At 72.5% G+C, this 17132-nt stretch carries 17 protein-coding genes; 6 read left to right on the top strand and 11 right to left on the bottom strand.

The window, feature by feature from the left end; translation table 11 throughout:
• Nucleotides 1-40 precede the first annotated feature (40 nt).
• The 3 genes from FBY22_RS22460 to FBY22_RS22470 all read right to left on the bottom strand — a co-directional run bounded on the left by FBY22_RS22460 (nucleotide 41) and on the right by FBY22_RS22470 (nucleotide 3171).
• Complete coding sequence (locus FBY22_RS22460; RefSeq protein WP_142148657.1) at nucleotides 41-943, bottom strand: peptidoglycan-binding protein; 903 nt, start codon at nucleotides 941-943, stop codon at nucleotides 41-43.
• 228 nt (nucleotides 944-1171) lie between these two features.
• Nucleotides 1172-1798 carry a phosphatase PAP2 family protein gene (locus tag FBY22_RS22465; RefSeq protein WP_142148659.1) on the bottom strand — a complete coding sequence of 209 codons (627 nt, stop codon included), beginning with the start codon at nucleotides 1796-1798 and terminating at the stop codon, nucleotides 1172-1174.
• A complete protein-coding gene (locus FBY22_RS22470) occupies nucleotides 1795-3171 on the bottom strand; it encodes a diacylglycerol kinase family protein (RefSeq protein ID WP_260845074.1) in 1377 nt (458 codons plus the stop codon). The genes FBY22_RS22465 and FBY22_RS22470 overlap by 4 nt, the downstream gene beginning before the upstream one ends.
• A gap of 195 nt (nucleotides 3172-3366) precedes the next feature.
• On the opposite strand from FBY22_RS22470, the gene FBY22_RS22475 reads away from it, so the two are divergent.
• Nucleotides 3367-4239, top strand: coding sequence for an SCO6745 family protein (locus FBY22_RS22475; RefSeq protein WP_142148661.1), 873 nt, complete (start codon nucleotides 3367-3369; stop codon nucleotides 4237-4239).
• Nucleotides 4240-5086: 847 nt separating this feature from the next.
• On the opposite strand, the gene FBY22_RS22480 is transcribed toward FBY22_RS22475, so the two are convergent.
• Nucleotides 5087-6283, bottom strand: coding sequence for an amidohydrolase (locus FBY22_RS22480; protein ID WP_142148663.1), 1197 nt, complete (start codon nucleotides 6281-6283; stop codon nucleotides 5087-5089).
• Between the two features lie 178 nt (nucleotides 6284-6461).
• Between FBY22_RS22480 and FBY22_RS22485 the strand changes: the two genes are divergently transcribed.
• Complete coding sequence (locus FBY22_RS22485) at nucleotides 6462-7028, top strand: hemerythrin domain-containing protein (protein WP_142148665.1); 567 nt, start codon at nucleotides 6462-6464, stop codon at nucleotides 7026-7028.
• Nucleotides 7029-7102: 74 nt separating this feature from the next.
• On the opposite strand, the gene FBY22_RS22490 is transcribed toward FBY22_RS22485, so the two are convergent.
• The 7 genes from FBY22_RS22490 to FBY22_RS22520 form a co-directional block, all read right to left on the bottom strand.
• The gene (locus FBY22_RS22490) at nucleotides 7103-7627 is read right to left on the bottom strand and encodes a hypothetical protein (protein WP_142148667.1); all 525 of its coding nucleotides are present in this window, start codon (nucleotides 7625-7627) and stop codon (nucleotides 7103-7105) included.
• Nucleotides 7628-7829: 202 nt separating this feature from the next.
• A complete protein-coding gene (locus FBY22_RS22495; protein ID WP_142148669.1) occupies nucleotides 7830-8066 on the bottom strand; it encodes a hypothetical protein in 237 nt (78 codons plus the stop codon).
• Nucleotides 8067-8128: 62 nt separating this feature from the next.
• Nucleotides 8129-8569, bottom strand: coding sequence for an Lrp/AsnC family transcriptional regulator (locus FBY22_RS22500; protein WP_142148670.1), 441 nt, complete (start codon nucleotides 8567-8569; stop codon nucleotides 8129-8131).
• Nucleotides 8570-8630: 61 nt separating this feature from the next.
• Entirely contained in the window at nucleotides 8631-9980 is a 1350-nt protein-coding gene (locus FBY22_RS22505) for a transaminase (protein WP_142148672.1), read from the bottom strand.
• A 268-nt stretch (nucleotides 9981-10248) separates the two neighbouring features.
• The gene (locus tag FBY22_RS46040) at nucleotides 10249-11784 is read right to left on the bottom strand and encodes a helix-turn-helix domain-containing protein (protein ID WP_142148674.1); all 1536 of its coding nucleotides are present in this window, start codon (nucleotides 11782-11784) and stop codon (nucleotides 10249-10251) included.
• 103 nt (nucleotides 11785-11887) lie between these two features.
• Complete coding sequence (locus FBY22_RS22515; RefSeq protein ID WP_142148676.1) at nucleotides 11888-13072, bottom strand: GDSL-type esterase/lipase family protein; 1185 nt, start codon at nucleotides 13070-13072, stop codon at nucleotides 11888-11890.
• A 16-nt stretch (nucleotides 13073-13088) separates the two neighbouring features.
• A complete protein-coding gene (locus FBY22_RS22520) occupies nucleotides 13089-13667 on the bottom strand; it encodes a TetR/AcrR family transcriptional regulator (protein ID WP_142148678.1) in 579 nt (192 codons plus the stop codon).
• Nucleotides 13668-13739: 72 nt separating this feature from the next.
• Here FBY22_RS22520 and FBY22_RS22525 point away from each other — a divergent pair, with 72 nt between their 5' ends.
• The 4 genes from FBY22_RS22525 (at nucleotide 13740) to FBY22_RS22540 (ending at nucleotide 17127) form a co-directional block, all read left to right on the top strand.
• Nucleotides 13740-14234, top strand: a complete 495-nt coding sequence (locus tag FBY22_RS22525) for an FBP domain-containing protein (protein ID WP_142148680.1) — start codon at nucleotides 13740-13742, stop codon at nucleotides 14232-14234.
• Nucleotides 14235-14243: 9 nt separating this feature from the next.
• The gene (locus tag FBY22_RS22530; protein ID WP_174267241.1) at nucleotides 14244-14864 is read left to right on the top strand and encodes an L-threonylcarbamoyladenylate synthase; all 621 of its coding nucleotides are present in this window, start codon (nucleotides 14244-14246) and stop codon (nucleotides 14862-14864) included.
• A 119-nt stretch (nucleotides 14865-14983) separates the two neighbouring features.
• Nucleotides 14984-15739: a dienelactone hydrolase family protein gene (locus FBY22_RS22535; RefSeq protein ID WP_142148682.1), complete on the top strand. Its 756-nt coding sequence runs from the start codon at nucleotides 14984-14986 to the stop codon at nucleotides 15737-15739.
• 188 nt (nucleotides 15740-15927) lie between these two features.
• Nucleotides 15928-17127, top strand: coding sequence for a glycoside hydrolase family 64 protein (locus FBY22_RS22540; RefSeq protein WP_142148684.1), 1200 nt, complete (start codon nucleotides 15928-15930; stop codon nucleotides 17125-17127).
• The last annotated feature ends 5 nt before the right edge of the window (nucleotides 17128-17132 follow it).

Here is a 17132-nt window from a genome sequence, read left to right on the forward strand (position 1 = left end):
GGGCCCCGCGAGGGGCAGGCGCCCTGACCGCCTCCGGCCGTCACGGCTCCTTCGTCTCGGATTCGAGTGACGTCCGGGTCGCCGCGCCGTAGACGCCGGGCTCGTCCTGAAGGATGACCCGGGTGAACTGGTAGCCGCGGACGGCGTTCTCCACGTCGCGGTCGAACGTGCCGTCGGCGGCACCGTCGTAGTAGCCGACCTGCCGCAGCCGCAGCTGCAGTTCGACGACTTCCGGCCCCTTGTCGCCGTTGCGGAGCACGGGTGGGCGGCCCCCGGACTCGCTCGGTGCGGGGGCGCCGGTGGCCGTGCCGGTGCCGGTGGGTGTCGCGCTCGGGGTGCCCGAGCCGGTGGGGGTGGCTGAGCCGCCGGTCGCGGAGGCGCTGGGTGAGGAACTCGCTGTCGTGGACGGCTGTGCCGAGGACGCCGTGGTCGACGGCTGTGCGGAGGCCGACGCGCTTCCCGAGGGCCGCTGGTCCGGCAGGCCCGCCCGCACGCCGTCCGACACGGCGTCCTTCCGCGCGGGGCTGTCGTACCAGAAGATGCCCCCGACGACTCCGCCCGTCACCACGACAGCCGCCGCGGCGCCCACGCCCGTCATCAGCAGTGCCCGGGAGCGTCGGCGGGCCGGGGCCGCGCCGGCCGGCGGCGGGGGCTGATCGACCGGCTCGGCGCCTGCCGTGAGCAGGTCGTCGAACTCCCCCGGAACGCCGGGGTGTTGCGCTGTCGCGTCGCCGCCGGACTCGTCGGCCGGTCCGGATACGACGTCGATCTCGACGTACGGCCGTATGCGCACCGGGTCGAAGTCCTCAGCGGCCGCCGCCTCGGCCGTGCGCGTCTCGCTGCGGACATCGGCGGCGCGGACCGTGCAGGAGCAGGTCGGAGTGCCGTCCGCCGCACGGGGTTCGCCACACTCGGGGCAGCCGGGACCCGCCTGTTCACTCACACGTGCTTCCTCTCCGTACCGGCTCCAGATCCTAGACAGGATTCCCACACGGAATCTTCAAGATCTCCCGGAACTCGGAAGGGGCACGTCCGGAGGGTCGAAAAACGGCCATGGCGTGAAGGCCCCGAGCGGGCCTGCCACCTGCACGGGGCGCCGCGACATCACGGGACGGCGGCGCCCACCGGCGGTCGGTGACGCTTAAACCTTTGGCCAGAACTTGCCTATGTGTTATTTTCGGGCGGCCGCGAACGGTGTGAGCGCCGATGGGCGGATCCCGCTCAGCCCTTCCCACCGGGCTGCCGTCAGAACCGCGGCAGCGGCCCCGGTGCCGAGCACGGCGCCGGCGATCACGTCGCCCGGGTAGTGGACGCCCGTGTGCACGCGCGAGTAGCCCACGGCGCAGGCCAGCAGGCCCAGGGGCAGGGTGGCCGCCGGGAACGCGGGGCCGACGGCCGCGGCGAAGGCGACCGCCGAGGCCGTGTGCCCCGAGGGGAAGGAGGCGGATTCCGGCATGGGCACGTGCCGTCCGGGAAACGGCGAGTCCTCGGCGCGGTGGGGGCGCGGACGCCGCACCAGACGCTTGCCGAGCAGGTTGGCCGTCGCCGACGCGACGCCGATCGCAGCGACCCCGAGTGCCGCGGCCCGACGCGAGCTGCCCGGCCAGAGGGCGAGCGCTCCGGCGACCGCGAACGAGATCTTGGAGTGGTCGGCCGCCGCGGACAGCCGCCGCAGCGCGGCGTCCAGCGTGGGCGTACTGGTGACCGTCACGGCCTCGTAGAGCGCCTGGTCGAGGGCGGCGAGATCGTGCAGCAGTCCTCGCGGCACCCGTGGTTCGCGCGGCGGGCAGTCGGTCATCGCTGTGCTCCTGGTTCCTTTTCGCGTGGGTCGGGGTTTCGGTCGAAGGCGAGGCGCACCACTCGTCGCCAGTCGACGGACGGTGCGATGTACGGGGCACCGGGGCGGTGTCTGGGCACACGTACCCGCAGGACGCCCGGCCGCACCCTGCACACCACAGGTGAGGGCATGGTGAGCGCCTCACCGTCCACGGCCACCGGGATGAGCTCGTCGTCGGACTCGATCACGACCCGGCGGGACGTCAGCGAGGTGATGCCACTGGCCCGCTCGCCCAGCAGCGCGAGTTCCGCGGCACGTGCCGCGCTCTCCACCCGGACGGCGATCACACCGAGGCTGCCGGTGTCGAGCCGCGGCCTGCGTCCGACGCCGAGCGGATCGGCGCGGGCGTAGGGGTTGTTGCTGACGAGCACGGCCTGCGGGGCCTCGACGACCTCGTCGTCCGTCCGGGCGGTCAGCGAGGCCGCCGCGTCGCCGGTCAGCAGGTCCGGCAGCTGCTCGAGCGCCGTGGCCGCCTTGGCGTCCCGGTACTCCGGGCTCTGCACGATCTGCGCGTACGTCCCGAACGAGGCGGTGTTGACGAACGGCAGGCCGCCCACCTCCCCGAGGTCGACCCGGAGCTCCACACCGTCAGTGAGGGCGTCCAGGCTCTTCGCCGGATCGTCGCGGTCCAGGCCGAGGTCCATGGCGAAGTGGTTGCGCGTCCCGGCGGCCACGACCACGAACGGCAGCCCGTGCTCGGCGGCCACGCTCGCCACCAGGGCCTGGGTGCCGTCGCCGCCCGCGGCGCCGAGCAGGTCCGCGCCCTCGGCGACCGCCTGGTGGGCAAGCGCCACGGGGTCGGGGGCGGCGTCGAGGTCGAGGAGTATCACCCGGGCGCCCAGTGCCTCGGCCCGTTCCACCAGGCCGAACTGGCCGACCTTTCCACCCCCCGACCGGGGGTTCATGATCAGTACGGCGCGCCGGAACGGCCGGGCGGAGCGGTGGCGCATGCCGTGCGGTGAGCGCAGTCGGCGCAGGGCGCTTCTGGCACAGGCCACCGCGGTGGTCCACGCCGCCACGGCGGCCACGGCCACCACCCACAGGCCCGACACCGCGTACAGCACCAGGACGCCCACGGGGGCGCCGATCGCCAGCAGGGCGCCGCACAGGCGGGCCAGTCCGCGGTGCGCCAGGGCCCACCACAGGCCCGCACCGGCCAGGGCGAGCCCGGCGAGGCCCAGCAGAAGGATCAGCCACTGGCCGGCTCCGGCCAGTACGGCGGCGACCGCGCCGGCCACGCAGAGCAGGGCGAACCGTGCCAGGGCGCGCGCCGACAGTGGCGTTCTGTCGGAGCCGTCCGGCTCCGCCGCACTCGTCGTTCGGGTCGCGTTCAATGTCGAATCCCGTCACGGCCGGATCGGACAGTCGTCGTCGAGCGGGTGAATGGCCTGCACCGCGAAGTGGATCAAGAATACAGGCCCGGGTGTTTGGGCCACGAGGCTATCCCGATTACCGGAACAGCTTGTTATGACCGCCGTCATGACAGATGCTGCCTCCTGGACGGCGCGGGCGAGCGGGAGGGACCGGCGATGGTGACGATGGCGGCACGGGGCATGTGGGAGCGGTACGAGCCGGTCCACGATCTCGTGTACTTCGCGCCCGAGGCCCGCCGGGCCGCGGACGAACTGGGGATGCGCGGGTTCTGGATGGGTTACTTCGCGCTGCGCGCGGCGCCCCTGGGGCCGGTGCCCGCCCCGGTCGTCACCGCGTGCTTCTACGTCTTCCACCCCGACCGGGTGACGCGCGCCCTGCCGGACGCCTGGCGGTACGCCGCCCCGGGGGACGTCGTCGACGCGCGGGAGGGGGCGATGGACGCGGCGATGACGCGCCTGTTCGGCCCTGACGTCGTCTCCTCGGCGCGGATGACCGAAGCGGCGGACCTGGCGTGGCGGGCCGCCGAGGCCGCGGACACCGCCGGCCGGCCGCTGGCCGCCGCGAACCAGGCCCTCGACCGGCCCCGGCGGTCGTGTGCGCGGCTTTGGCAGGCCCTGACCACCCTGCGGGAGCACCGCGGGGACGGCCACGTCGCCACCCTGGTCGCCCACGGCGTCGGTCCCGTGGCGGCGATGGTGCTCAAGGCGGCCGCCGGGGAGTCCGACGCGGCGCTGCTCCGGGAGGGCCGAAAGTGGGACCAGACGGCCTGGCGTGCGGCCGAGACGGAGCTGCGGGAGCGCGGCTGGCTCGACGGGGCCGGGGCGCTGACCCCGGCGGGGGTCACGGGACGCGCGGCGATCGAGGCGCGGACCGACGCGGCGGCCGAAGGGCCGTGGAGGGCGCTCGGCCAGGACAACACCGCCCGCCTGACGGACCTGCTGGACCCATTGGCGGCCGCGGTCCGGAAGTCCGGCCTGCTCCCGGAGGGCAATCCGGTCGGGGTTCCGGACCCCGGAAGGGATGGGTGACGCTGCGCTGCCCGGGCCTGCGGCCGGGCGGGGTATCGCGGGGCCGTGAGGGGCCGGCATCCGCGCCTTCGGCGGCACGGACTTCGACCTGCGCGGTGCGCTGAAGTCCCTGGTCCGGGCGGCCACCGTGCCGACCGAGCAGGACTGTCCGCGTCACGGGTGCCGGCGTAGGGGACGGGCGGCGATGGGCGCGTGAGCGCCGGCCCTCGACCCGACGGTGCCGGGCTGCGACCCTGTGGTCCCCACGCGGCTGGGACGGCGCGTCGACCGCCGAACGGACACGTCCCCGCCGACACCCATGGCGCCCGCTCACCCCACGCGCTGCGCGAGGCGAACGGCTCGGCCACCCCGGCCGGCGCGTCCTCGCCCCACCGCGATGCCCCCGCCACACCGACCACCACACGGACACATGCCCCACCGCCGCCCAGGCCCACGGCACCCGCTCACCCCAACACTATGCGCCCCCGCCACACCGACCACCGCACGGACACATGTCCCACCGCCGCGCAGGCCCATGGCACCCGCTCACCCCACCGCCACACGGACCACCCGACGGGCACCTGCTCCACCGCGGCGACCGCAGCGCTTCGACCACCGCACGGACCAATGCCCCACCGCCGCCCAGGCCCACGGCGCCCGCTCAACCCAACACTATGCGCCCCCGCCACGCCGACCACCGCACGGACCAATGCCCCACCGCCGCCCAGGCCCACGGCACCCGCTCACCCCACCACGACACCCCCGCCACACCGACCACCCGACGGACACGGGCTCCACCGCGGCGACCGCAGTGCTTCGGCCGCCGCACGGGCACGTGCCCCGCCGCCGCCCTGAGGTGTCGGCCCCCTCACACCACCGTCGCGACCGTGGTGCGTTCGTGTTCGGACCAGGCTCGGTCGCGTAGGTCAGGGGAGAGCAGGAGTTCCACCGCCGTGCAGGCGAGTGCCTCCGTCGCCGCCAGCATCACGCGTCGGCCGCGGTCGGACGCCGCGGCGGCCGCGAACTCGGGGGTGTGGTCGGAGCCCTCCTCGCCCATGACGGCGACGAAGGGGTGGATCGCGGGAACGCGGCCGCTGACGTTGCCGATGTCGGAGGAGCCCAGGAAGACGCCGGGCTCGGGAGGCGTGAGCTCGATGCCCGCGCGGGAGAGGTGGTGGGCGAACCGTCCGGACAGCACACCGCTGTCGCGGAAGTGCTCGTAGCGGGGAGTGGCCCGCTCCACCGTCACGGTCGTGTCGGTCGCCCGGGCCACGCCGTGCGCGCAGGTCAGCAGCTCGCCCGCGAGGTCCTCGAGCCCGGCGGTCGTCACGGCGCGCAGCCCGAAGAGTCCTTCGGCGTACACGGGGACGACGTTCGTCGCCCGGCCTCCGTCGGTGATGATGCCCTGGACGTGCGAGCCCTGCGGCAGCCGCCGCTCGACGACCGCGAGTGTGTTGAACAGCTGGATGAGCGCGGCCAGGGCGTCGATGCCCTCGGTGGGGTTGCCGGTGGGGTGCGCGGCACGCCCGTGGAAGCCGACGCGGTACTGCGCCTGGGCGGTCAGCGGCGCCCACCGCCAGCTGTGGACCCCCGGATGGAACATCAGCGCGGCGTCGAGGTCGTCGAAGACGCCCGCGTCGGTCTCGATGACCTTTCCGCCCCCGCCCTCCTCGGCGGGGGTCCCCACGGCCCACACGGCACCGTCCCCTTCGGCCAGCACGGCCCTGGCCGCGAGGGCGGCTCCGAGACCGGCCGCGGCGATGAGGTTGTGGCCGCAGGCGTGCCCGAGGCCGGGCAGGGCGTCGTACTCGAGCAGCAGGGCCACGGCCGGCCGACGGGGCGTGCCTGACCGCGCCGCGAACGCGGTGGGCAGACCGGCCAGGTCGCGCTCGACGGTGAACCCCTCGCGTGCGAGTTCCCCGCTCAGCAACTCGGCCGCCCGGTGTTCCGCGAACGCGTACTCGGGATTGCCGTGCAGCGTCTGCGCCGTCTCCCACAGCCGATCCGCCCGTACGGCCACCTCGCCCGCCACTCGTCCGACCGCCTCGTCCACAGCGTGCCCCACGTCGGCCTCCCCTTCGCCCTCCGCGTCGATGTCGTGGGTCCGGGTTCCAAGGAGGAGGAACACCACACCAAGAGCACCGCTTCGGAAGCGGTGCGTTAGCTCCCCGGGTGCCAGGGCACTCGTCGGCCGTGGCGGATCCGGACCGGGAGCCGCCACTTCCTGGCTGGAGGTGAAGAGCATGGGACACGGCGGAAACATCATCGACGAGCTGATGACCGACCATCGCGAGGTCGAGGAGATCTTCGGCCGGATCGAGGCCCTGCCGACCGGACACAAGGACCGGAAGGTGTACGCCGATCAGGCCACGATGGAGTTGATACGGCACTCGGTCGCCGAGGAGGAGTACCTCTACCCGGCCGTGCGCGAGCACGTCGCGGGCGGGGACGCCATCGCGGACAAGGAGATCGAGGACCACTCCGAGGCCGAGCAGATCATGAAGGACCTGGAGAGCTGCGAGGCAGACCACGGTGAGTTCGACAGGCTCATCGGCAAGCTGATGACGGATGTCCGCGAACACATCGCCGACGAGGAGCAGAACCTCTTCCCCAAGCTGCGTGCCGCGTGTCCTCCGGACGCGCTGGACAAGCTCGGCGACAAGATCCGCACGGCCAAGAAGATGGCGCCGACCCGGCCGCACCCCTCCGCGCCGGACACCCCTCCGGCCAACAAGCTTCTGGCGCCGGGCGCGGGCCTGGTCGACCGGCTGCGCGACGCGCTCAGCGGCCGCGGCAAGCTCGACGACTGACACAAGCCGCGCCGCGTCACACCCCTGGGGCCCGCCGAACGATCGGCGGGCCCCCAGGGGTGTGCTCCGCGCTCTCAGGCGATGAGGGCCCGGCCGGGCTTCAGCAGGTCCACGAGCTGGTCCTGGTGGAGCGAGGCGACGGGAGCGAGCAGATCCGGGTGCCGCAGGAGTGCCGCGGCACGCCGGTCGGTGGCGTCGGGCGCGGTGAGACGGCGGAAGCGGACCGGTGTGCCGGCCGCGTGGCTGCCCTCGGTGAGCGCGGTCACCGCGAGGCCGGCCAGTTCCGGGTCGGTCAGCAGGGAGGCCGCCCAGCTCGCCACGACCTCGTCGACCCAGGTGCGCCAGGCGTGGACGTCGTCGGAGTGCGTGTCGGCGTCCGCGCCGGTGATCCAGTCGAGCCGGGCGGATCCGCCGGGGCCCGCGATGCCGACGAGCGCGGCGTCCGTCGGGGTGGGATAGCGCAGCCAGGCGGCGACCGTCACGGCCTGGCGGGCCTGGACCTCGCACAGCGCCGAGGCCAGCGCGCCGCCGCTTGCCGGGTAGGCGCGCGTGAGCCATTCCGCGGTCGCGGCGATGAGCGGGGAGAGGTCAGTGAGCACTGCTGGCCGTCCGTACTGCGAGGGAGCTGTGCGAAGACGGTAACGTGCGGCCCCGCTACGACGACATGCCTCTCGGCCGCCCGGACGCGTGGGATCGGCCACACCCCTCCACGCCGGTCGGCGCACGTGCCGGCCACCGGACGCGGCGAAGGCCCGGCGCCGCGGGGTGCACGGCGTCCGGGCCCGGTGCGGGCGGCGGTGATCAGCCGCCGTTGAGGCGTGCGCGCAGCAGGTTCTTGCCCAGTTCCGCGCCCTTGCGGCTGTCCGCCTGCGCCTTGCGGAACAGGTCGGCCACCTCACTGTCCTTCTCGCGCTCGGCGTCCTGGATGTAGCTCTCCAGGCGCAGGGCGTTGCTCAGGCATGCCTCGACGTACCAGATGAGGTTGTAGTCCTTGTCCGGCGTACCGGTCACGCCGCCGGTCTCCGTGCTGCTGGTCATGAGGGCCCTCCTCCAGCGGTTGTCGTTCCGGAGAGTCCGAGTACCCGTCCCGCGCCGGGCAATCAGCCGACGTCCCACAGGAAACGGTGCGTGTGGATGCCGAAGTACGGGAACGACTGGATCTGCCGGACGCCCTCGACGGGCCGTACGACGTCGTTGACGAAGTCGAGGAGTTCGCGCGGGCCGGGGGCGACCACTTCGGCGAACAGGTCGAAGCCGCCGGAGGTCAGCACCGCGTAGACGACCTCGTCACGGCGGGCCAGTTCGTCGGCGACCGCGCGCGGGTCGCCGTCCACGGCGATGCCGAGCAGCGCCATGGCCTGCCCGCCCATGGCCATCGGGTCGGTGACGCCCACGACTTGGACGGTCCTGGTGTCCAGCAGGCGCTGCAGGCGCTGGCGGGCCGCCGACGCCGACAGGCCGACCTTGGGGCCGAGGTCCGCGTAGGCGATACGGCCGTCGGTCTGCAGTTCGCGCAGGATGGCCCGGTCGATCTCGTCCACGTTCCTCGTTCTCCCTCGTCCGGTCGTTTCGTCCGACCCTATGCGCGGTGACCGCGCGGGCTCACCGCACCAGTTCGGCCAGGGCGGCGGCGAACTGCTCGGTGTGGGTGTCGACGTCCTGCTCGGTGGTGTCGGGGCACATGAGGGCCATGTTGTGGAACGGGGTCAAAAGGATGCCCCGGTTGGCCAGGTAGAGGTGGAGGAAGTCCTCCAGGACGGGGTCGGCTGCGGCCGCGGACTCGGTACCGGTGCGCGGCGCCGGGGAGGCGAAGCGGTACTCGGTGCGGGCGCCGAGGCGGCTGACCGTCCAGGGCAGGCCGTGGGCGTCGATGCCTGCGCGGACGCCCGCCTCGAAGCGTTCGGAGAGCTTGGCCATGTGGGCGAACGCGTCGTCGGTCAGGACGTGTTCGAGGGTGGCGCGCATCGCGGCCACCGACAGGGCGTTGCCGGCGAGGGTGCCGCCGACGCCGCCCATGTCGATCAGGTCGAGGTCGGTGCGGCCCAGGAGCCGGTCGGCGAGTTCGGCGGACAGGCCGTAGGCGCCGGCCGGGATGCCGCCGCCGATCGCCTTGCCGATCGTGAGCAGGTCGGGGTCCAGGTCCCAGGCCGCGGTGCAGCCGCCGGGGCCGGCGGAGAAGGTGTGGGTCTCGTCGTTGATCAGCAGCGTGCCGTGACGGCGGGTCAGTTCACGGACACCTTCGAGGTAGCCGGGCTCGGGCAGCACGATGCCGATGTTGGTGAGCGCCGGCTCCATGAGGACGGCGGCCACGTCGCCGTGGGCGAGTTCGCGCTCCAGCTGCTCCAGGTCGTTGAACTCGGCGACGCGGCTGGTGAGCGTGACGTCGCAAGGGGCGCCGACGTTGCCGGGGCGGGCCTCTCCCCGGCCGTCGGGACCCACCACGATGAGGGACTCGTCGACGCTGCCGTGGTAGCTGTAGCTGTTGAAGAGGATCTTGGAGCGGCCGGTGACGGCGCGGGCGAGCCGGATCGCCCATCGGTTGGCGTCCGTCGCCGTCAGCGAGAAGCTCCAGCGGGCCAGTCCGAAACGGCGGGTCAGCTCCGCACCGACCCACTCGGCGTCCTCCGTCGGCAGCATCGCGGTGGCGCCGCCCAGCTCGGCGAAGCGGTGCTGGACGGCGTCGGCCACGGCGGCCGGCGAATGCCCGGTCATCGCGCCCGTGTCGCCGAGGCAGAAGTCGATGTACTCGTGCCCGTCGATGTCCGTGACCCGGGCGCCCCGGGCGGCCGCCAGGTAGCGCGGGAAGGCACCGGCCGTCTTGTTCATCCACGTCATCGGCACCCGCCCGAAGAGGTGGTCGGCGCGCCCGTAGGCGTCCTTCGAACGCGGGCAGCGGCGCGCGGCCTCCGCCGTCTCGCGGGCCAGCAGGTCCTGCAGGCGGGAGCGGTCCATGGATCACCTCTGGGCTTGGGCTCGAATGGTCGAACACTCGGACGGTACGACGGAAAGAGCGGCCAGAGCAAGACTTCGCAATGGATTCACGCGTCACGACGATCGAATCGTGCGCAGGGTCGCACATTCAGCGCCGGTGTCCGGAGGAGGGAAACACGAAGGGCGCGACCAGTCCCCCGTCCCGGTCGCGCCCTGCTGGTTGCCGAACTTACGTGACCTGCGGATTGGTTGGATACCGCGTCCGTGCCCGCTGCGGGCACCGCGAGACTCACCCGTGCACAGGTGAGTCCGGATGATCCTGGTTCGCGCGGTCGAGCACCGGCTCGTCCAGGTCGCCGAGCGCGAGATGGGCCAAGACGACCTCGTAGAGGTCGCTGCCGCCGGTCAGCAACTGGCGTTCGAGGACGGGTTCCGCGCTGCGGACGTGCTCGCGGACGGTCTGCGCGTGCATGCCGAGGCTCTGGGCGGCGCGCTCGGCGTTGCCTCCGGCGGCGATCCAGGTGCGCAGTGTGCGCCGCAGGTCGCGGCCGTCCGTCTCCAGGCGGGCGAGCAGGTCGTGGGCCCAGGTGCGCAGCGCCGAGCCGGCCAGCAGGTCGGTGAGCCGGGCCCGGTCGGTCTCGGCACGGTCGAGCCTGCGGTCGTCGTCGGCCAGGCCGACCTGGGTGTTGAGCGCGAGGTGGACCACCGCGCGGGCCGTGAGGTCGGAGAAGTCCGTGTCCAGCAGCGCCTCGACGCGTTCCATGCGGGCGCGGACGGTGTTGCGGCTGACGCCCAGCACCTTGGCGGCGCTGACGGCCGTGAACTCAAGGCCGAGGCGGGAGGTGGCGAGGAGTTCGGCCCGGGTGTGGTGGGCCAGGGTGTCGAGCGGTTCCAGCAGGGTGGCGGTCCAGGCCCGGAGCACGGCCGGGTCCATCAGGCGTTCGGGGTGGGTGCGTTCGGCGTAGACGGCCTGCTTGTCGGGGCGGAAGCGGGCCACGGCGAGCGCGCTGACGGCCTGTCCGTACGCGGTGGCGGTGCGGGCGAGGCTGTGCGGGGCGCTGCCGCCCAGGAGCAGGCCCGGCCACCGCCCGGTGAGCGAGCGCAGCGCGTCGGCGGCGGCGTCGTGCGGCGCGACGACGATGACGTGGGCGTCCACCGCGGGGCAGCGCACCACCAGCGCCCGCTCCCGGGTGGCGTCGAGACACTCCTCGGCGATGTGGTCGCGTTCCTCCGTTTCGCCTTCCAGGACGTAGACGCACGCGGTGTCCGTGTCGAGCAGGCCGGGCCACAGACCTGCGGCCACGCGGCGCGCGGAGACGGTGTCCTCCACCATCAGCAGTTGCAGGATCGCCAGGCGCAGGTCGGAGGCGGCGCGCCGGAGCCGGTGCGCCGCCTCGTTCGTCTCGCGTGCCCGGAGCAGGAGTGCGACGACCTGTGCGGTGTGGGTGACGATGTCCGAGGCCCGCCGGTCGAAGGCGGTCGTGCGGGACACGGCCAGGACCCCGACGGTGCCGGAGTGCGGCAGCTCCACGCCGACCAGGCGCAGGTGACGGCCCGGGTCGCCCCAGGCGGCGGAGGCGATCCGCCCCGCGGTGATGTCCGCGACCAGGTTGGTGTCGAGCGGGACCGGGACTCCCGCGAGGAGGTTGCCGTCGCCGTCGTGGAGACAGGCGGTCCCCCGCACGGCCTGGGCGAGCCACCCGACGACCCGCTCGACACCGCGTCCGGTGGGCCGCATCTGTTCGAGCAGTTCACGCGCCCAGGAAGCGTCCTCGGTGGCGCCCGTCGTCCGCACGGAACGGGCGTCGTCCGTCGGGCCAGTCATGTCGCCCTTCTCCTCGTGCGTCGCATCGATCTCGGTATGTCGCGGGGACGTTACCCCACGAGTGCCCGACGGCCGCACGAGTACCGTCCCGCTGAACCGGGATTCAGGAGCCGCTCTTGCCGAAGGCGCCGCCCTCGGCGAAGGCCAGTGCGGCGAAGCGTTCGCCGATACGCCGGTGGGTGGTGGCATCGGGGTGGAGGTCGTCGGGCAGCGGCAGTTCGGCGCTGTCGGCCTCGCCGTACAGGCTGCGGCCGTCGAGGTAGTGCAGGTGCGGGTCGTCGGCGGCCCGCTGCTCGACGATCCGGGCCAGTTCCTCTCGGACGACGGTGAGGGTGAGTTTGCCGTTGTCACGGTCCGCCGGGTCTCCCGCGGCCTGGAACCGGAGGCGGCCGGCGCTCAGCGCGCTCATGTCCCAGGCGGTGGGGCCGGGCGTGTCCTCGTGGATGGGGCACAGGATCGGCGAGACGACCAGCAGGGGTGTGGTGGGGTGGCCCTCGCGGATGGTGTCGAGGAAGCCGTGGACCGCGGGGGTGAAGGCGCGCAGCCGCATCAGGTCGGTGTTGACCACGTTGATGCCGAGTTTGACACTGATGAGGTCCGCGGGGGTGTCGCGCAGGGTGCGGGCGGTGAAGGGGTCGAGGAGGGCGCTGCCGGCCAGGCCCAGGTTGATGAGTTCCACGCTGCCGAGCGAGGCGGCGAGGGCGGGCCAGGTGGTGGTGGGGCTCGCGGCGTCGGAGCCGTGGCTGATCGAACTGCCGTGGTGGAGCCAGACCTTGCGGCCGTGGTCGGACGCGGGTTCGACGGGGGCGTTCGTGCGCAGGGCCACGAGTCTGGTGGTCTCGTTGTGCGGGAGCCAGATCTCGATGTCCTTGGGGCGGTCGGGCAGGCCGGTGAAGCGGAGGGTGCCGGGATCACCGGACCGCAGTTCGGTGCCGCCCGTGCTCATGTCGATGGTGACGGTGTCGCCGCCCGCCACGGAGGCCTGGCCGGCCGGGCGGCCGTCGACGAGGAGGTCGTAGAGGCCGTCGGGGCGGGTCGGGGCGCCGGTGTAGGCGCGCTTCAGCGGCAGGGCGTCGAGTTCGACGGCGGTGGCCCGGGTACGGAAGACCAGGCGCACCCCGGACGGCTGGGACTCCGCCATCGCCAGCTGCCCGTCGTCGTACTGGGCCCGGGCCCAGGCCGGCAGCCGGTGCGGCAGCACCCCGCGCTCGGTGTGCTCCACGTCGATCGCGCCGCGCAGCAGTTCGGCGGTGACGGGCGTGGTGATCCAGTCGTGCTCGGTGTCCATGTCCTCAGCCTGTCGATCAAGCGGTGGGATGGGCGGGCCAGTTGCGCAGCAGGGCGTCGAGGGCGTCCAGGACGCGCGTCCAGGACTCCTCGGAGCCGGGGGCGCTGTGACTGAAGGCGCCGGCCGTCTCCAGGCTCGAGTAACCGTGGAAGACGCTGCCCAAAAGCCTTACGGCGTGCGTCTGTTCCGGCTCCGGCAGGTCGTAGCCGCGCAGGATCGCCCGCGTCATGCGGGCGTGGCGGACACCCGCGCTCACGGCAGCCGTCGCCGGGTCGAGCGGGAACCGGGCCGCGGCCGCGCGCCCGGGGTGTTCACGGCCGTAGTCGCGGTAGGCGTTGGCGAAGGCGGCCAGGGCGTCCTTGCCGGCCCGTCCGGCCACCGCGTCCGCGGCCCGGTCGGCGAGTTCCTCCAGGGCGAAGAGGGCGATGCGGGTCTTGAGGTCCTGGGAGTTCCTCACGTGCGAGTACAGGCTCGCCACCTTCACGTCGAAGCGCCGGGCCACCTCCGAGACGGTGACCTGCTCGAACCCGACCTCGTCGGCCAGCTCCGCACCCGCCCGGACCACGCGTTCCGTGGTCAGCCCCATACGCCCCATGGTCAGCCCTCTTCCCTCGCCTGTATCGATTATGCGTTTGCCTAAAGCCTTTAGGCAAATTAGCGTGGCCTTATGGAACCGCTGACCGAGCAAGAGATCCGCGCCGCCTTCGTGAACTGCACCAAGGGCGAGGCCAAGCGGCTGCACGTGCCGCGCGACCTGGCCGACCGCCCCTGGGAGGACCTGGACTACCTCGGCTGGCGCGATCCCCAGGCACCCGACCGCGCCTACCTGGCCGTCCAGCTGGACGCCCGCCCCGTGGCCGTCGTGCTGCGCACCTCCTCCGCCGGCTCGTGGCAGACGCGGCGCAGCATGTGCTCGATATGCCTGACCGTCCATTCCGGCGGCGTGTCGCTGATGGTCGCGCCCAAGGCGGGCAAGGCCGGGCAGCAGGGCAACTCGGTGGGCGCCTACCTCTGCGACGACCTCGCCTGCTCGCTGTACGTGCGTGGCAGGAAGGACGCGCACGCCGGCGCGCGGATGCACGAGACGATCACCGTGGAGGAGAAGATCCGGCGCACCGTGGCCAACCTCGCCGCGTTCGTCGCCAAGGTGCGCACGGCATAAGCTCGGCGGATGGCGAAGTACTACGACGTGCACCCCGACAACCCCCAGCCGCGCACCATCTCGCAGGTCGCGGAGAGCATCCGCTCGGGTGCGCTCATCGCGTACCCGACCGACTCCTGCTACGCGCTCGGCTGCCGGCTGGGCAGCCGTGACGGCATGGAGCGGATCCGCACCATCCGCCACCTGGACGACCGGCACCACTTCACCCTCGTGTGCCAGGACTTCGCGCAACTCGGCCAGTTCGTGCGGATCGACAACGACGTGTTCCGCGCCATCAAGGCGTCGACACCCGGCAGCTACACGTTCATCCTGCCGGCGACCAGGGAGGTGCCGCGCATGCTGCAGCACCCGAAGAAGAAGACGGTCGGCGTCCGCATCCCCGACCACGTCGTCACCCAGGCCCTGCTCGGCGAACTGGGCGAACCCCTGCTGTCCAGCACCCTGCTCCTGCCCGACGAGGAGGAGCCGATGACGCAGGGCTGGGAGATCAAGGACCGGCTGGACCATGTGCTCGACGGGGTCGTGGACTCCGGGGAGTGCGGTACCGAACCGACCACCGTCATCGACTTCTCCGGCGGCGAGGCCGAGATCGTCCGGCGGGGCGCCGGGGACGTCACACGGTTCGAATGAGCCCCTCCGCCTGAGCCGGGGGCCGTGCCGACCGGGTCGGTGGCCCGTGCAACGATGACCGGGCCCGGCCCACCGGGCCGCGCAGTTGGTCGTCGCCGAGCATGCAGAGAGGCACCCCCATGACCTCCGTACAGGGAACAGCCATCGACATCACCACCGAGGACGGCGTCGCGGACGCCTATGTGACGCACCCCGACGACGGCCTGCCCCACCCCGGCGTACTGCTCTACATGGACGCCTTCGGCCTGCGCCCGCACCTGGAGGCGATGGCGGACCGGCTGGCCGAGGCCGGCTACACGGTCCTGGTGCCCAACGTCTTCTACCGGCACGGCCGTTCACCGGTGTTCGACCTGCCGGAGTTCATCGACCCCGCGGCCCGCCCGCAGATCTGGGAACAGGTGACGCCGGTACTGATGTCCCACACCTCGGACCTCGCCGTACGGGACGCCGGCGCCTATCTGCGGTGGCTGGCCGACTCCCCGCTCGTGGCCGACGGCAAGGTCGCGGTGACCGGCTACTGCATGGGCGCACGCCTGGCCCTGTACACGGCGGGCGGCTACCCGGACCGGGTCGCGGCGATGGCCGGCTTCCACGGGGGCCAATTGGCCACCGACGCACCCGACAGCCCGCACACGGTGGCCGGGAACGTCAGCGGTGAGGTGTACTTCGGACACGCCGACGAGGACCCCTCCATGCCGCCCGAGCAGCAGCGGCTGCTGGAGGAGACGCTGACGGCCGCGGGCGTACGGCATCGCTGCGAGGTCTACCCGGGCGCACAGCACGGGTACACGCAGGCGGACACGGCCGCATACAACAAGGAAGGCGCCGAGCGGCATTGGGCCGCGCTGCTCGACCTTCTGGCACGCACGTTCTGACAAGTCCCCTCTCCGGCCACGCGTTTCGACAAGTCGCTCCGGGCGCCCGCGGGTTCACCCCGCGGGCGCTCACGCTTTCCCTCACGGCGATCTTATTGACATGCACGCAACCTGAGTGTCACTTTGAGAGCGCTCTCAGAACAGGTACGGACCAACCCCTCGAGTGACCCCACACACGGAGGTGGAGCGTGCGCCACAAGCTCCTTCGACGACTGCTGTCCCCCACAGCAGCAGCCGCAGTGATCGCCGCGGTGATCACCGTCCAGTCGCCCTCGTCGGCCGAAGCGGCCGTCCCCGCGACGATTCCGCTGAAGGTGACCAACAACTCGGGCCGCGGCGACGCGGTCTACGTCTACACGATCGGCACCCTGCTCTCCACGGGCCAGCAGGGCTGGGCGGACGCGAGCGGCACGTTCCACGCGTGGCCCGCCGGCGGCAACCCGCCGACGCCCGCACCGGACGCGTCGATCCCGGGTCCGGCCGCCGGACAGTCGAAGACCATCCGGATCCCCAAGTTCTCCGGCCGGATCTACTTCTCCTACGGCCAGAAGCTCGTGTTCAAGCTGACCACCGGCGGTCTGGTGCAGCCCGCCGTGCAGAACCCGAGCGACCCCAACCACGACATCCTCTTCAACTGGTCCGAGTACACCCTCAACGACTCCGGCCTGTGGATCAACAGCACGCAGGTCGACATGTTCTCGGCGCCCTACGCGGTGGGCGTGCAGCGGGCCGACGGGAGCACGGCGTCCACCGGGTACCTCAAGTCCGGCGGCTACAACGGCGTTCTCAACGACCTGCGCGGCAGGTCCGGCGGCTGGGCCGGACTGATCCAGACCCGCTCCGACGGCACGGTGCTGCGTGCGCTGTCCCCGGGCCACGGGCTGGAGTCCGGAGCCCTGCCCGCGTCCGTCATGGACGACTACATCAACCGCGTCTGGCAGAAGTACGCCTCGTCCACCCTGACCGTCACCCCGTTCACCGACCAGCCGAACACCAAGTACTACGGGCGGGTCTCTGGCGGCGTCATGAACTTCACCAACGGCTCCGGCGCGGTCGTCACCAGCTTCCAGAAACCGGACGCCGACAGCGTCTTCGGCTGCCACAAGCTGCTCGACGCCCCCAACGACCAGGTACGCGGCCCCATTTCGCGCACCCTGTGCGCGGGCTTCAACCGCACCACGCTCCTGACCAACGCCAACCAGCCGGACACCTCCTCGGCGAACTTCTACCAGGACGCGGTGACCAACCAGTACGCGCGCGCCATCCACGCGCGGATGGCCGACGGCAAGGCCTACGCGTTCGCCTTCGACGACGTCGGCAACCACGAGTCGCTCGTCCAGGACGGCAGTCCGCAGCAGGCGTATCTCACGCTCGACCCGTTCAACTGACACGG

The organism is Streptomyces sp. SLBN-31, from assembly GCF_006715395.1.
GTDB lineage: Bacteria > Actinomycetota > Actinomycetes > Streptomycetales > Streptomycetaceae > Streptomyces.

What these genes read in the sequence shown, in the direction of transcription:
- FBY22_RS22485 (WP_142148665.1), top strand. Translation starts at nt 6,462, where the DNA reads ATGGGACACGGCGGAAACATCATCGACGAGCTGATGACCGACCATCGC.
- FBY22_RS22475 (WP_142148661.1), top strand. Translation starts at nt 3,367, where the DNA reads ATGGTGACGATGGCGGCACGGGGCATGTGGGAGCGGTACGAGCCGGTC.
- FBY22_RS22525 (WP_142148680.1), top strand. Translation starts at nt 13,740, where the DNA reads ATGGAACCGCTGACCGAGCAAGAGATCCGCGCCGCCTTCGTGAACTGC.
- FBY22_RS22530 (WP_174267241.1), top strand. Translation starts at nt 14,244, where the DNA reads ATGGCGAAGTACTACGACGTGCACCCCGACAACCCCCAGCCGCGCACC.
- FBY22_RS22465 (WP_142148659.1), bottom strand. Translation starts at nt 1,798, where the DNA reads ATGACCGACTGCCCGCCGCGCGAACCACGGGTGCCGCGAGGACTGCTG.
- FBY22_RS46040 (WP_142148674.1), bottom strand. Translation starts at nt 11,784, where the DNA reads ATGACTGGCCCGACGGACGACGCCCGTTCCGTGCGGACGACGGGCGCC.
- FBY22_RS22535 (WP_142148682.1), top strand. Translation starts at nt 14,984, where the DNA reads ATGACCTCCGTACAGGGAACAGCCATCGACATCACCACCGAGGACGGC.
- FBY22_RS22495 (WP_142148669.1), bottom strand. Translation starts at nt 8,066, where the DNA reads ATGACCAGCAGCACGGAGACCGGCGGCGTGACCGGTACGCCGGACAAG.
- FBY22_RS22515 (WP_142148676.1), bottom strand. Translation starts at nt 13,072, where the DNA reads ATGGACACCGAGCACGACTGGATCACCACGCCCGTCACCGCCGAACTG.
- FBY22_RS22505 (WP_142148672.1), bottom strand. Translation starts at nt 9,980, where the DNA reads ATGGACCGCTCCCGCCTGCAGGACCTGCTGGCCCGCGAGACGGCGGAG.
- FBY22_RS22520 (WP_142148678.1), bottom strand. Translation starts at nt 13,667, where the DNA reads ATGGGGCGTATGGGGCTGACCACGGAACGCGTGGTCCGGGCGGGTGCG.